11 protein-coding genes are annotated in these 13,083 nt (G+C 72.3%); 2 read left to right on the top strand and 9 right to left on the bottom strand.

Annotation, left to right across the window (positions count from 1 at the left end; translation table 11 throughout):
- Positions 1-106: 106 nt before the first annotated feature.
- The 9 genes from ACFRMQ_RS12250 to ACFRMQ_RS12210 all read right to left on the bottom strand — a co-directional run bounded on the left by ACFRMQ_RS12250 (position 107) and on the right by ACFRMQ_RS12210 (position 9,647).
- Positions 107-1,615, bottom strand: a complete 1,509-nt coding sequence (locus ACFRMQ_RS12250) for an aminopeptidase P family protein (RefSeq protein ID WP_380729801.1) — start codon at positions 1,613-1,615, stop codon at positions 107-109.
- Positions 1,616-1,663: 48 nt separating this feature from the next.
- Positions 1,664-2,191, bottom strand: coding sequence for a MaoC family dehydratase (locus ACFRMQ_RS12245; protein WP_380729799.1), 528 nt, complete (start codon positions 2,189-2,191; stop codon positions 1,664-1,666).
- Complete coding sequence (locus tag ACFRMQ_RS12240; protein ID WP_380729797.1) at positions 2,188-3,546, bottom strand: hypothetical protein; 1,359 nt, start codon at positions 3,544-3,546, stop codon at positions 2,188-2,190. The genes ACFRMQ_RS12245 and ACFRMQ_RS12240 overlap by 4 nt, the downstream gene beginning before the upstream one ends.
- Complete coding sequence (locus tag ACFRMQ_RS12235) at positions 3,533-4,579, bottom strand: ornithine cyclodeaminase family protein (protein ID WP_380729795.1); 1,047 nt, start codon at positions 4,577-4,579, stop codon at positions 3,533-3,535. The genes ACFRMQ_RS12240 and ACFRMQ_RS12235 overlap by 14 nt, the downstream gene beginning before the upstream one ends.
- On the bottom strand, positions 4,576-5,523 hold the full coding sequence (locus tag ACFRMQ_RS12230; RefSeq protein WP_380729793.1) for an HpcH/HpaI aldolase/citrate lyase family protein: 948 nt from the start codon (positions 5,521-5,523) through the stop codon (positions 4,576-4,578). The genes ACFRMQ_RS12235 and ACFRMQ_RS12230 overlap by 4 nt, the downstream gene beginning before the upstream one ends.
- Positions 5,520-6,773 carry an aminotransferase class I/II-fold pyridoxal phosphate-dependent enzyme gene (locus tag ACFRMQ_RS12225; protein ID WP_380729791.1) on the bottom strand — a complete coding sequence of 418 codons (1,254 nt, stop codon included), beginning with the start codon at positions 6,771-6,773 and terminating at the stop codon, positions 5,520-5,522. The genes ACFRMQ_RS12230 and ACFRMQ_RS12225 overlap by 4 nt, the downstream gene beginning before the upstream one ends.
- The gene (locus ACFRMQ_RS12220) at positions 6,773-7,639 is read right to left on the bottom strand and encodes a cupin-like domain-containing protein (protein WP_380729838.1); all 867 of its coding nucleotides are present in this window, start codon (positions 7,637-7,639) and stop codon (positions 6,773-6,775) included. The genes ACFRMQ_RS12225 and ACFRMQ_RS12220 overlap by 1 nt, the downstream gene beginning before the upstream one ends.
- Positions 7,640-7,710: 71 nt before the next feature.
- Positions 7,711-8,724 carry a 4-hydroxy-2-oxovalerate aldolase gene (gene dmpG, locus ACFRMQ_RS12215; RefSeq protein ID WP_380729789.1) on the bottom strand — a complete coding sequence of 338 codons (1,014 nt, stop codon included), beginning with the start codon at positions 8,722-8,724 and terminating at the stop codon, positions 7,711-7,713.
- Complete coding sequence (locus ACFRMQ_RS12210) at positions 8,721-9,647, bottom strand: acetaldehyde dehydrogenase (acetylating) (protein WP_380729787.1); 927 nt, start codon at positions 9,645-9,647, stop codon at positions 8,721-8,723. The genes dmpG and ACFRMQ_RS12210 overlap by 4 nt, the downstream gene beginning before the upstream one ends.
- Before the next feature lie 733 nt (positions 9,648-10,380).
- Here ACFRMQ_RS12210 and ACFRMQ_RS12205 point away from each other — a divergent pair.
- Both ACFRMQ_RS12205 and ACFRMQ_RS12200 read left to right on the top strand, forming a co-directional pair.
- Positions 10,381-11,646, top strand: coding sequence for an MFS transporter (locus ACFRMQ_RS12205; protein ID WP_380729784.1), 1,266 nt, complete (start codon positions 10,381-10,383; stop codon positions 11,644-11,646).
- Between the two features lie 51 nt (positions 11,647-11,697).
- Positions 11,698-13,083: hypothetical protein (locus tag ACFRMQ_RS12200; protein WP_380729782.1), on the top strand; the 1,386-nt coding region annotated here is incomplete at its 3' end.

The following is a 13,083-nucleotide window of genomic DNA, read 5'->3' as shown; positions in this document are numbered from 1 at the left end:
CCAGCCGCCCGGTGGGTCGCGCGGAGCCGCCGGACGCCTCCGCTCATGCCGAGAGGCAGCCCCGCCGGGGCTGCCCCTCGACTCGGTCTCCGTGGCTCCGCCGTGGTCAGCGGTTCTCGGAGGCGCCCGAGACCCGGGCGATCCACTCCTCCACCTCGTGGGAACCGCGGGGCATCGCGGCGGAGAGGTTCTCGTAACCGTCCTCGGTCACCAGCACGTCGTCCTCGATGCGCACGCCGATGCCGCGGAACTCCTCCGGCGCCAGCAGGTCGTCCGCCTTGAAGTACAGGCCCGGCTCGACGGTGACGATCATGCCCGGCTTCAGCTCGCCGTCCATGTAGTCCGCGCGCAGCAGCAGCTGGCAGTCGTGCACGTCCATGCCCAGGTGGTGGGAGGTGCCGTGGACCATCCAGCGGCGGTGCCAGCCGCCGTTCTCCGGGTCGAGGGTCTGCTCCAGGGTGACGCCCTCGGGCAGCAGGCCCCACTCGTGCAGGTGCCGGGCGATGACCTCGTTCGCGGCGGCGTGGATGTCGCTGAACTTGTTGCCGGGCCGCACCGCCTCCATGCCGGCCCGCTGCGCCGCGTGGACGGCGTCGTAGATCTTGCGCTGGACGTCCGTGAAGCGGCCGCTCACCGGAAGGGTGCGGGTGATGTCGGCGGTGAACAGCGAGTCGATCTCGATCCCGGCGTCGACCAGGATCAGGTCGCCCTCGCGGACCTCGCCGGTGTTCTTCGTCCAGTGGATGGTGTTGGCGTGGTCGCCGGCCGCGCAGATCGACTCGTAGCCGATCCCGTTGCCCTCGTGCCGCGCGTACAGGCCGAAGACGCCCTCGACCCAGCGCTCGCCGCGGCCCTTGCGGACGGCCTCCGGCAGGGTGGCGATGATCGCCTCGAAGCCCTTGTGGGTGGCGGCGATCGCCTTGCGCATCTCGCCGACCTCCCACGCGTCCTTGACGATCCGCATCCCGGACAGCTCGCGGGCGAGCTCCGCGTCGGCCTCCTGCCGCTCCTCGGCGGTCGGGGAGGTGCCCGCCTGGGTGCGGAGGGTGTCCACGAGCTCGGTGAGCTTCGGGTCGGCCGGGCGCACGACGCGCAGCCGGGCCGCGTCGCCCTTCGCCAGGTCGGCCTCCAGCTCGTCGATGTGGCGGGCGGTGAGGCCGAGCCGCGACTCGACGTCGGCGACGGTCGGGCGGTAGCCGACCCAGAACTCCCCGTACCGGGAGTCGGTGTAGAACTCCTCGGTGTCCCGAGGGGCCGGCGGGCGGAAGTACAGGACGGCCCGGTGTCCGCCCTCGGCCTCGGGCTCCAGCACGAGGACGCTGTCGGGCTCCGCGTCCGAGCCGATCCCGGACAGGTGGGCGAAGGCGGTGTGCGGGCGGAAGGTGAAGTCGGTGTCGTTGCTGCGCACCTTCAGGCCGCCGCCGGGGACGACGAGCCGCTCGCCGGGGAACCGAAGGGACAGCGCCGCCCGGCGGAGGGCCGCGTGATCGGCCACCTCGGCGCGGGGCGCGGGGGATCGGTCGTCGGCCGCCCATCCCGAGGCCATGAACTCCCGGAACACGGTGCTGACGGGGGTGTCCCGGTGGCCGGCCTTGGGCTGATTCTCGCTGGTCATGCCAAATATCCTGTCATATCGAACAATTACGTGGAGCTTGACGGTGGTTCAGGCGTCCGGCGCGGGCCGGTCGTCCCCGGGGGAGGGGGCCTGCTCGCGGCAGCGCACCATGAACGACCGCTCGAAGACGATGACGGTCTCTCCCGTCGACTTCGTGCCCGTGGTCTCCACCGTGATGATCCCCTGCCCCGGCCGGGACCGGGACAGCCGCTTGTCGAGGATCCGGCTGGTCGCGTAGAGGGTGTCGCCGACGAAGACCGGGTCCTTCAGCCGGACCCTGTCCCAGCCCAGGTTGGCCACCGCCCGCGCCGACAGTGCCTGCACCGTCATCCCGCCGATCAGGCACAGCGTGATGCCGCTGTTGACCAGCACCTTCCCGTACTCGGCGCCGGCCCCGTAGTGGGTGTCGAAGTGGAGCGGGTGCTGGTTCATGGTCAGCAGGGTCAGCCAGGTGTTGTCGGCCTCGGAGAGGGTGCGGCCCGGCCAGTGCCGGATCACCATGCCGGGCTCGAAGTCCTCGTAGTCCCCGCCGTGTTCCTCGACGTACTCGTTGTCGTTCACCCGACGAAGCGTCATACCGCCACCATCACATTGTCGGAACTGCTGACGCTCCCGCGGACGTTGACGATCCCGGCGGTGCCGTCGCCGTAGAACCGGCAGAACAGCCCGGCCGGGCGGCCGCCGAACACCAGCGGGCCCAGCACCGGGGCGACGTCGACGTCCTGCGGCTCGTCGGAGCCGTCGGTGATCAGCGAGACCTTGCAGCCCTGGGGCCGCACGAACTGCTGCACGATGCTGGGGCCGCTCGCGAGCGCCTCGCCGACGGCGGACTCCCACGCGGCCTGGTCGGTCTCGCGGCCGAGGACCACCTGCTTGCCGCAGTCCCCGAGGGCGGCCTTGAGCACCAGCTGCTCCCGGTTCGCCAGCACGAAGGGGAGCAGGTCAACCTGCCGGCCCTCGCGTTCGGTCCTCCGCTCCGAGAGCACCCGGGTCCACGGCAGGTACCGCTCGACGAGCCGGCGCTCGCCCGCGGTCATCCACGGCCGCCCCTCCGACAGCAGGCCCATGGTGAGCTTGCTGTGGAGGAAGGTCGACGTCTGGGTGCCCACCAGCACGCAGCCGTTGTCCAGGGCGTCCTGGACCGGGGCGGTGTCGATGCCCGCCTCCACCCAGTCCGGGATGGTGAAGTTCCGCAGCCCGATCGAGTGGCGCAGGTGCGGCGCGCAGTCCCAGGCCCGGTGCAGCTCCTCCGGCTCGAAGAAGCGCGCGGTCAGTCCGTGGCTGTTGTAGTAGTCGGTCTCCATCTCGAAGTACCGCGGCTCCACACCGGGCACCCGGGAGCTGCCGACGACGGCCACCCTCGGCGCCAGCGCCAGGTCCGCGGCGAGCGAGCGGAACATCTCGGCGCGGACGGCGAGCGGGTCCGGGGAGCGGTACGGGAGCCGGCCGTCCTGGTCGGCGTGGAGGCTGTTCCACACCGTCAGGCGGCTCCGCGTCTCCACCACGCCGCCGAGCGCGCCGCTGACGTTGAACTCCAGGAACTGCGGCCCGTCCGGCCCGATGACCAGGTCCGGCCGGACCACGCTGTCGGCGTACCGCTCCTCGACGAAGGCGTCGTCGATCCACAGCCGGTCCTCTTCGGCGGGCATGCCGTAGGCCGCCAGCCGGTCGGCGTTGGTGCGCCCGGTCTCCAGGGCGGTGCGGCGCAGCAGCTCGATCAGCGCCACGCTCACCCGGAAGACCTCGGCGTAGGAGGCGCGGGGGATCGCCATCGGCGCCGCGGGCAGCACCGGCTGGTAGGGCCAGCCGGTGTCCCGGAGCTCATGGCGCAGCATCCGCCGGATCGTCTCCGCCGGCGCGGCGGGCTCGATCCGGTGCGTCCCGAACCACGGGTGGCCGTTCACCGCGCCGAGGTCCTCATGCGTGCCCATCCGGCACTCCCTCCCTGGTCGGCGCGGTGTCGGCGGACGACCCGTCCGCCTCCCGCACGTCCGCTTCCCGCCGGGCCGCCCGGTGCCGCTCGAACAGCGCCACCGCGGCGGCGGTGTCCTCGATGGCCATGCCGACCGTGCGCAGGACCGAGGTCCGGCCGGCCACGGCGATCTCGCCGTTCACCAGCCGGCCCAGCTCGTACAGGTCCTCGGCCCCGATCAGGCCGCCGGCCAGCGCGGCCCGCACCTCGCCCGCGCCGTCCAGCGCGGCGGTGCGGTCCTCGACGACGGTGACGGCCTCGGCCAGCAGGGCCGGGTCGAGCTCGACGGCGTCCGGGTGGGTGCCGCCGATCACGTTCACGTGCGCCCCGGCGGCCACCCAGCCGGCCTCGATCACCGGGGTGGCGTCGTCGGTGGAGGTGGCCGTGCAGATGATCGGCGCGCCGGCCACCGCCTCCTCGGCGGTGTCGTGGACGGTCACGTGGACGCTCCGGGCCGCGGTGGCCCGGACCCAGTCCGCGAGCTCCTCGGCGCGGGCCCGGGTGCGCGAGTGGATCCGGACAGTGCGGATCGGGCGCACCGCCGACACCGCCCGGATCAGCGCGCGCGCCTGCACGCCCGCGCCGATCACCGCCAGGTCGTCGGCGTCCTCGGGAGTGCACCAGCGGGTCGCCAGGGCGGCGACCGCGCCGGTGCGGACGGCGGTGAGCTCGGCGCCGTCCAGCAGGGCGGTGATCCGCCCGGTCTCCAGGTCGGTGAGCGCGACGATGCCGTGGATCAGCGGCAGCCCGCGGCCCGGGTTGTCCGGGGTGAGCGTGGTGACCTTGACGCTGCCCACCCCGCGCTTCTCCCAGACGGCGGGGCTGACCAGCAGCACGCGCTGGTCGCCGTGCTCGACGACGGTCCGGGCGGGGGAGGTGGTCCGGCCGGCGGCCAGGTCCACGAACATCTCGCCCAGCACGTCGATCACGCGGGTCATCGGCAGCGGGCCGGCCATGTCGGCGGCGCCGACCGTGACGGGTGCGGCGGTCATGCCTCGCCGCCCTTCCCGGCGTCGCCGCCGTCGTCGTCGTTCGCGGGCGCGCCGTCGGTCGCGGTGTCGGTCGCGGTGTCGTTCGCGGCGTCGGAGCCGAACCGGCGAGCCCAGGCGTCCTCGCGCGCGACGGTGTCACGCGCCCGCCGGGCGAACGGCGGCCCGACCATGTTGCCGTCCACGACGGCGATCCCGCCGTCGGCCGCGGCCACGGCCTCGGCCACCCGGCGCGCCAGCGCCAGTTCGTCGGGCCGGGCCCGCAACACGCGGTTGATCACGTCGAGTTCGCGCGGGTGGACCGTCGCCTTGCCGTGGAAACCGAGCGCCCGGACCCGGGTGGTCTCCTCGGTGAGGACATCCGGTTCGGCGAGCCGGTAGTTGGCGGTGTCGACGCAGGCCGTCCCGAACCGGGCGCAGGCCATCGCCATCGCCTGGCGGGCCGCCAGCATCGCCTCCCAGCCGATGTCGACCCCGATCGTGGCGGCCAGGTCGGCCGAGCCGAACACCAGGCCGTCCGCGGCGCGCGCGATGGAGTCGACGCGGCTGACCGACTCGACCGTCTCCACCGTCACGTAGACCTCGGGGCGGGCGCCGGCCGAGGCCAGCATCCGGCGCAGCAGGTCGACCTCCTCCGCCGAGGTCACCATCGTCATCAGGACGATGCCGGGCCTCACCGGGCTGTCCGCCAGCATCTGGACGTCCCGCACCGCCGCGAGGCTGCCGAGCTCGTTGACGCGCACGGCGACGTTCGCCGGCCGCGGCGCCTTCTCCAGCGCGGCCCGGCAGACCTCGCGGGCGGCCGGCTTGTCGGCCGGCGGGACGGAGTCCTCCAGGTCGATCAGGTGGACGTCGGCGTCGTACGACCACGCCTTGACCACCCGGTCCAGCGACAGGGCCGGGGTGTACAGGATGCTGCGCGGTACCGCCCGGGCCGCGCCGGTCACTTGGCCACCGGCCGCGGCCCGGCACCCGCCGGGAGCGCGCCGGCCTGGATCAGCGCGGCGGCGAGCCGGCGGATCTGGTCCTCGGTCTGGCCGGCCCGCAGCATCACGCGCAGCCCGGCGGTGCCGCGGGCGACGATCGGGAAGAACACCGGCGAGGTGTAGAAGCCCGCGGCGAAGACCTTCTTGGCGGCCTCGACGACGGTCTCGTCGGTCATCGGCACGACGCGGATCGGGAAGGTGGCCTCGGCCTGCTCGGTGGTGACCAGCGAGTCGAACAGCGAGATGTTGGCGCGCAGCTTCGCCTGGAGCCGGTCCAGCTCCTCGGTGCGGTGGATCTCGGCCGAGGCCATCGCCGCGCCGACCGCGGCGGCGTTCATCTTCTGCGAGTAGCCCAGCGGGCCGGCGAAGCGCTCGATGAGCCGCCGGGTGTCCTCGGAGTAGCCGTCGAGCAGGATCGCCGTGCCACCGGCCCCGAAGCCCTTGGTCAGGGTCGCCACGGTGATGGTCCGCTCGTCCAGGATCGGGGCGTGCGAGCGGACGTAGCCGATGCCGCGCTCCCCGTACGCGGACAGCGAGTGGGAGTCATCGTAGAAGACCAGGAGGTTGTACTTCTCCTGGAGGACGGCCAGCTCCTTGACGGGCGCGTAGCCGCCGAGGCTGTCCGAGCCGTCGACCACGTAGCAGACGCGCTCGTAGGTGCGGCACATGTCCTCGAGGAAGCCGAGGTCGTGGTGCTTGCTGGTCACCACCTCGGTCTCGTCCGCGCAGGCCGGCTTGGCGTTGCCCATCGAGACGTGGGCGTTCTTGTCGAAGACCATCAGCGGCCGGGTGCCGTTGCCGAGGTGGCCCGAGGCGATCAGCGGGAGCAGGCCGGTGCTGGCCGCGGCGGTGGACAGCGCGCTGATCACCATCGCGCCGAACAGCTCGCCGAGCGACTCCTCCAGCTCCAGCAGGACCGAGGTCTGGACGCGGGTGCGCGGGATGCAGTGGTCCAGCACGCCGAAGCGGCGCAGCGACTCGACCGCGCCGTCGATGACCTTCGGGTGGGTGTCCAGGTCCAGGTAGGAGCAGACCGTGAAGTTCACGAACTCGTGACCGTCGGCCATCGTGAAGACGCCGTCCCGGAGGTCGCCGACGACACCGGCGACCCCGTTCTCGTAGGACGTGTTCCAGAAGGCGTTGCCGATGCCGATGAGCTTGTCGTTGTTGCGGTACAGGTGGGCGGGGGTGATGGACTTGCGGTCGCTCATCAGGAGTTCACCTCGGTGGGCTTGTAGCTGTAGACGCCCTTGAGCCTCCGGTAGGCGTACGTGTACAGGGCGACGCCGAGCACGTGCGGCCTACGGAGGATCTTCTTGGACTTGAGCCAGAAATTGACGTTGATGTTCATCTCGTCCAGCGACTCGGCCTGGTGCCACCAGCCGAGCGGCAGGTAGAGCATGTGGCCGGGTTCGAGGACGAAGTCGCGGCGCTGGGCGAGCTTGGCCGCCAGCTTCGGGTAGCGCTTCAGGTCGACGTCGTCGAGGTCGAACACCCGGGACTTGTCGCCGTACCCGCGCAGGATCGACCGCGGGTAGTAGTCGCGGACGCCGGGGGGCGCGATGATGAAGCGCTTGCGGCCTTCGAGCGCGATGTTGAAGTTCTCGAACTCGTCGAAGTGGTTCTTGGTGAACACGCCCTGGTGGCTGATCCACAGGTTGGCCGCGTACAGGGCGTTGCCGTAGCCGAAGAACTCCTCGGCGTCGAAGCCGATGACGGCGTTCACGTCGGCCGGGCTGCTGCGGATGTTGGACACCACCCGGTGCCAGGTACCGGTGTTGGTGAGGTGGCGCTCGTCCGCGAAGAACTCGCGGAGCCTGATGTCGCGGGTCTCCCAGCGGCCCGGGTGGTTCTTGTCGCCCGGCTCGCTGAACAGGGTGACGGTCATCTCGGCCAGCCGCGCGGCCACTTCGTCGCGGCCGAGCCCCTGCACGCTGTCCGGGAGCTTGATCACCACGGGACGGTCGGCCTTGTACAGCCCCTCGGGGCCGACGGCCAGGAACTGGTCGAACGTCATGCGGGTGACGTCCACACCCGCCGTCCGGTGCGACCCGGACGCGGTCTCCGGTGCTGCCATGTCGCTTTCTCCGCCCTTCTTCTCGAACTTCTCGACGTCGTCAGATGCCACGGTCGGATCGGATGCCACGGTCAGACACGGGTCCCACGGCCGCTCAGCTCCGCCACCACGTCCACGATCAGGTCCTCCTGGCCGGCGATGGCCTGTCGTCGGCCGAGCTCGAAGAAGACGTCGCGCGGGTCCACGCCGGCGGCCGCGGAGAGTTCGACGACCCGGTGCTTGAACCCGGAGAACACCCCCGCCAGGCCGCTGACGATGCTCATCGAGGCCGTCACCGGCGGCGCCGGCATCAGTTCGCGCTCGGCGAGGTCGGCGGCGTCGAGCAGCGCGTACAGGTCGATCCCGGTGGCGTACCCGCTGCGCTCCAGCACCGGTGCCAGAACTTCGAGTTGGGTGTTGCCGGCGCCGGCGCCGAAGCCCCGGGCGCAGCCGTCGAGGATCCGCGCGCCGGCGTCGGCGGCGGCCACCGAGTTGGCCACGGCCATCCCGAGGTTGTTGTGCCCGTGGAAGATCACCGGGAGGCCGTCGACCGCCTCGACGATCGCGGCGATCCGCGCGGTGACGTCCGCCGGGAGGAAGTGCCCCGCGGAGTCCATGATCCCCACGGCCTGGGCCCCGTAGCCTACGGCCCGCGCGGCCTGCTCGGCCAGTTCGGCGGGCGTGGCCATGTGACTCATCATCAGGACGCAGTGGCCCTCGGCGCCGGCGTCCCGCAGGAAGCCCAGGTGGCGCTCGGCCAGGGACGTCTCGGTGGCGTGCACACCGATGCGGACGACGTCGACCCCGTGGGCGATCGCCCGCCGGAGGTCCTCCGAGGTGCCCCAGCCGGGCAGCATGAAGACGCCCATCCGGCTGGTGCGCAGCGCCTCGCGGACGGTCGACAGCATCTCGTCGTCGCTCACCGCGGCCTGCCCGACCTGGAGCGAGGAGGCGCCCAGCCCGTTGCCGTGGCCGACCTCCACCACGGGGATGCGCGCGGCGTCGGCCGCCTCCGCGTACCGCCGCAGCGCGGTGACGCCGAGCCGGTGGCGGACGGCGTGCTGGCCGTCCCGCAGCGTCGGGTCGTGGATCAGTACCTGCTTCACGAGGCCACCCCCGTCCGGGCCGCCCGGTCCGGCCGGGTGGCGTACTGCTCGGCGACCATGACGGCGGCGGAGTTGATGATGTCGAGGTTCCCGGCGTACGGCGGCAGCACGTCGCTGTGCGCCGTCACCTCGACGGTGATCGTCACCAGGTCCCCGACCGCGGTGCAGGCGACCACCCGGTAGCCGGGGGCGAACGAGCGCACCTGCTCGGCCACCCGGTCGACCACCGCGCGCACCGCCGCCGGGTCGGCGCCGGCGATGCGGGCGTGGACGGCCGTGCGGAACGTCGCCGGGGGCACCGCGGGGCTGATGTTGAGGATCGCCTTGACGTCGGCCACGCCGGAGAACGTCGTGACGGCGTGACCGGTGGTCGCCACGTACTCGTCCAGGTTCATCCTGGTGGCGCGGCCCGCGACCTCGCTGGCCACCGTCGAGACGACCTCGAAGTACGTCACCGGGAAGCTCGCGGCGAGCGCGTGCACGACCGGGACGGACGCCTGGCCGCCGCAGCTGATCAGATTGACGTTGCGTCCGGTGGTGGACGCGCCGGTCACGGTGGGAGCCACCATCTGCCCGACCTTGCTGGGCGTCAGGTCGATCACCAGCGTCCCGAGCGGTTCGAGCAGCCGCCAGTGCTCCCGGTGGGACGCGGCGCTGGTGGCGTCGAAGACGACGTCGAACGGGCGGGGGGCGGCGAGGAGGGCCTCGATGCCGCCGGCGGTGGTGGGGTAGCCGAGGTCCTCGGCGTACCGCAGGCCCGCCGACTCCGGATTGCGTCCGGCCACCAGCAGGCACTCCAGCGCGGGGGAGCGGTCGATCTTGCTCACCAGGTCCCGGCCGATCGCCCCGGTCCCGATGACGGCGACGGTCACCGGGTCGGCGACCTGCGGACGGGGGCTCCTCAGAGCCGCCGCGGCACTCAAGGTCTGCCCCCGTGGGCCCCGAGGCGGCAGCTTCGCTGATGGTGCATGAGGTGATGGCGAGTGATGCCGGCATGCCTCATCGCATCCGGTTCGCAGGTACCCATGAACGTTGCCCTCATCCTTCGATGTGCGCGGCTGCTCCGCGGCAGCCCTGACTGCAGATACTCAGGAGACTCGCCGGGACGTGGTGGGCCCCGGACCGTGTGTCGACATGGTTCGTTCACGCAGCCTCCGGCGCGGTCGACGGCAGGCACTGCCGGCGGACCACCGCGAGGCGAAGCGTGAGGAAGTCGATGCGTGGTCACGCGTTCCGAGAACGCGGACACTCAAGACCACGCGACCGCTGGTCGTCGCGCCGGATCGGTCGCGCACAGGCACGACCCAGGGGGTCTTGACGCGGTGTGGAAGCCCGGTCGTAGGCATGCCCTCCCATGCATGCCCATCGGCTGCTACCGATTCAGGCCCAGCGGCGGCGAACATATCAGAAGACGGCAGTTCACGGACCTGTTCGGCGGCAGGGATTTCGATCTCCTTCGGATACGTCCGGCCGGTCCGGGCGATGCCGGCAATCTTTCTCTCGACGCTTTCGCGGACGCCGACTATTGTCGGTTTCCGCATGCTCCTGACCACGCGGGCCTCGTCGTTCGGCGACGCCTTGATGGGGCGTCAATGACGGAGCGGCACCTTTCGGAGGGGAACCCATGGACTGTCGGCCCTACTGCCGCGCGCTGTCATGAGCGCATCGACAATGGAAGAGGCCGGCTCGCAACCGCTGCGCCTGGGCAGTGACTTCTCACGGCTCTGGTGGTCCGCCGCGGTCTCCTCGCTCGGTGACGGCGCCACGATCGCCGCCAGCCCCCTGCTGGCGGCCCAGCTGACCGACGACCCCCGGCTGATCGGCGCGGCGTCGGTCGCCTTCACCGCGCCGTTCGTGCTGTTCGGCATCCCGGCGGGCCTGCTGGCCGACCGCGTCGACATCCGGAAGATGATGGTGCGCGTCGACATCGTCCGGGCCGCCCTGCTCGCGACGCTCACCGTCGGAATCCTCGGCGGCTGGGCCGGACTGCCCCTGCTCTACGGGTGCATGTTCCTGCTCGGCACCGGCGAGGTCCTCAGCCGCAACGCCGCGCAGGTGCTCGTCCCGTTCATCACCCCGAAGGCCGGGCTCTCCATCGCCAACGCCCGCATCATGGGCGCGCAGGAGGCGGGCACCGGCTTCATCGGCCCGCTCCTCGGCGCGCTGATCTTCGGCGTGGCGGTGGCCCTGCCCTTCGGCGTGGACGCGGCCACCTTCCTGTGCTCCGCCGTCCTCGTCAGCCGGATCCGGCACACCCGGCCGATCGAGCGCGGAGCCGACCGGGCCGGCGTGATGTCGGAGATGATGGCCGGCGCCAAGTGGCTGTTCTCGCACCAGCTGCTGCGCAGCCTCGCCCTGGTGTCCTGCTTCATCAACCTCGCCGGCAACGCGATGCTCGCCGTGCTCGTGGTGTACAGCGGGAGGGAACTGCACCTCGGCGCCTTCGGCTACGGCGTCCTGCTCGCCTGCCAGGCCGTCGGAGCCGTCCTGGCCTCACGGTTCGCCCCAGCCCTGACGCAACGCCTCGGCCGGGAGGGGGCGTTGGTCGCCACCGCGGTCCTGATCACCGTCAGCGAGACGGTGCTGGCCACCGTGCCCTCGGTGTACGCGGCCGGCGCGGCCCTCACGATCTTCGCCTGCGGGACGGTGACGTGGAACGTCGTCGTGGTCGTCCTGCGGCAGACCCTGGTGCCGCAGCACCTGCTCGGGCGGGCGAACAGCGTCTACCGGCTGGTCTCCTGGGGCGGACTGCCCCTCGGCGCGGCGGCGGGCGGCATCCTCGCCGCCGAGATCGGCACCCGCGCCGTGTTCGGCGTCGGCGCCGCCGCCATGGCGCTCGTCGCGGTGGCGCTCCTCGCGGGCGCCCGCCGCCACTGGATCACCCGCGCCGAGCAGGCCGCGTCGCCCGCCGGGACGAACTGAGCGCGCGGCCGCGCTCACCCGGCACCACCCACTAGCGAAACAGGACATGCGATGACGACCACGAGCCGGCCCAGCCCGCCCAGATCGCGGCTCAGCCACGCGTACGGGGAGCAACTCGCGGAGCGGCACGCGTCGACGGGCGGCGGGCCGGTGGACGGCCACCACCCCACGGCCGCCGCCCGGGCGTCGGCCACCCTCACGCTCGCGTACCAGGACCGGTTCCTGCACGGCCCCGCCTTCCTCGGCGGGACCGAGCGCCGCACCGTCGTCGAGGACCTCCACACCGTCTACGGGCTGCTGCGCTCGCTGCCGGAGCGCCTGTTCGGCGGCAGCATCACCGAGCTGGCGACGGCGGTCGGCCTCGACCCCCTCCAGTCGGCGCTGATCACCCGCAGCGCGCGGACCGGGACGCTCCACCCGCTGGGGCGGGCCGACCTCTACCACGACGGCACGGGGTTCAAGCTCCTGGAGTTCAACCTCACCAGCGCGCTCGGCGGCTTCGAGAACGCCGACATCAACCGGGCGATGCTGGAGTACCCGCCGCTGGAGGAGTTCGTCCGGCGGCACGGGCTCGGCTACCAGGACACGGTGGGCCACATGGTGCGGACCATGCGGGCCGAGTGCGCCGCGAACATCCCCGCCGGCCGGGCACCCGTCGTCGCCGTGGTGGACACGGTGGAGAACTTCGCCGTCGTCGGCCCCCGGCTGGGCGTGCTCGCCGCGAAGCTCGCCGACCACGGAGTCGAGGGGATCGCCTGCGACCTCGGCGAGTTCACCTACCCCGACGGCCGCCCGACCGTCGCCGGCCGGGCCGTCGACGTGGTGTTCCGCTACTTCCTGCCCGAGGACCTCACCGACCCCGCCTCGGCGGCCCAGCTGGAGCCGCTGCTGACCGCGGTCGAACAGGGCAAGGCCGGCCTGTTCAGCCGGCTGGACGCCGAACTGTACGGCAACAAGGGCACCCTGGCGATGCTCTCCGACGAGCAGCACCGCGACCTCTTCGACGCCGACGAACTCGCCTGTGTCGACCGGCTGTTGCCGTGGACGCGCTACGTCCGCCCGCACGCCACCGACCCCGGCGGCACCCGCGTCGACCTGGTCGCCCACGCCCTGGCCCACCGGGACGAGCTGATCCTCAAGCCGACACTGCTGCACGGCGGCCACGGCATCACCGCCGGCTGGGAGACGGACCCGGCGGAGTGGGAGAGCAGGGTCACCTCGGCGATGAACGGCCCCTACGTGCTCCAGCACCGGGTGCGCCCCGCCGCCGAACCGTTCCCCGACGGCCACGGCGGCGTGCGGGACCTCTACCTCAACTGGGGCCTCTACCTGGGCGCCCGCACCGCCGCCGACGACGGCTACGCCGGCGGCTTCGTCCGGGCCAGCGCCGACCCGGCCGTCGGCGTGGTCAGCATGGGCAGCGGCGCCCTGGTCGGC

Origin of the sequence: Kitasatospora sp. NPDC056783, from assembly GCF_042789895.1 — a bacterium.
GTDB lineage: Bacteria > Actinomycetota > Actinomycetes > Streptomycetales > Streptomycetaceae > Kitasatospora.
Note: the sequence above shows the minus strand (reverse complement) of the source record. Positions and strands in the feature narration are given on the sequence as shown.

Bases quoted from the DNA above. Each gene is read 5' to 3' on its own strand.
- ACFRMQ_RS12235 (WP_380729795.1), bottom strand. From the start codon at position 4,579: ATGACCGCCGCACCCGTCACGGTCGGCGCCGCCGACATGGCCGGCCCG.
- ACFRMQ_RS12240 (WP_380729797.1), bottom strand. From the start codon at position 3,546: ATGGGCACGCATGAGGACCTCGGCGCGGTGAACGGCCACCCGTGGTTC.
- ACFRMQ_RS12220 (WP_380729838.1), bottom strand. From the start codon at position 7,639: ATGGCAGCACCGGAGACCGCGTCCGGGTCGCACCGGACGGCGGGTGTG.
- ACFRMQ_RS12250 (WP_380729801.1), bottom strand. From the start codon at position 1,615: ATGACCAGCGAGAATCAGCCCAAGGCCGGCCACCGGGACACCCCCGTC.
- ACFRMQ_RS12245 (WP_380729799.1), bottom strand. From the start codon at position 2,191: ATGACGCTTCGTCGGGTGAACGACAACGAGTACGTCGAGGAACACGGC.
- ACFRMQ_RS12225 (WP_380729791.1), bottom strand. From the start codon at position 6,773: ATGAGCGACCGCAAGTCCATCACCCCCGCCCACCTGTACCGCAACAAC.
- ACFRMQ_RS12205 (WP_380729784.1), top strand. From the start codon at position 10,381: ATGAGCGCATCGACAATGGAAGAGGCCGGCTCGCAACCGCTGCGCCTG.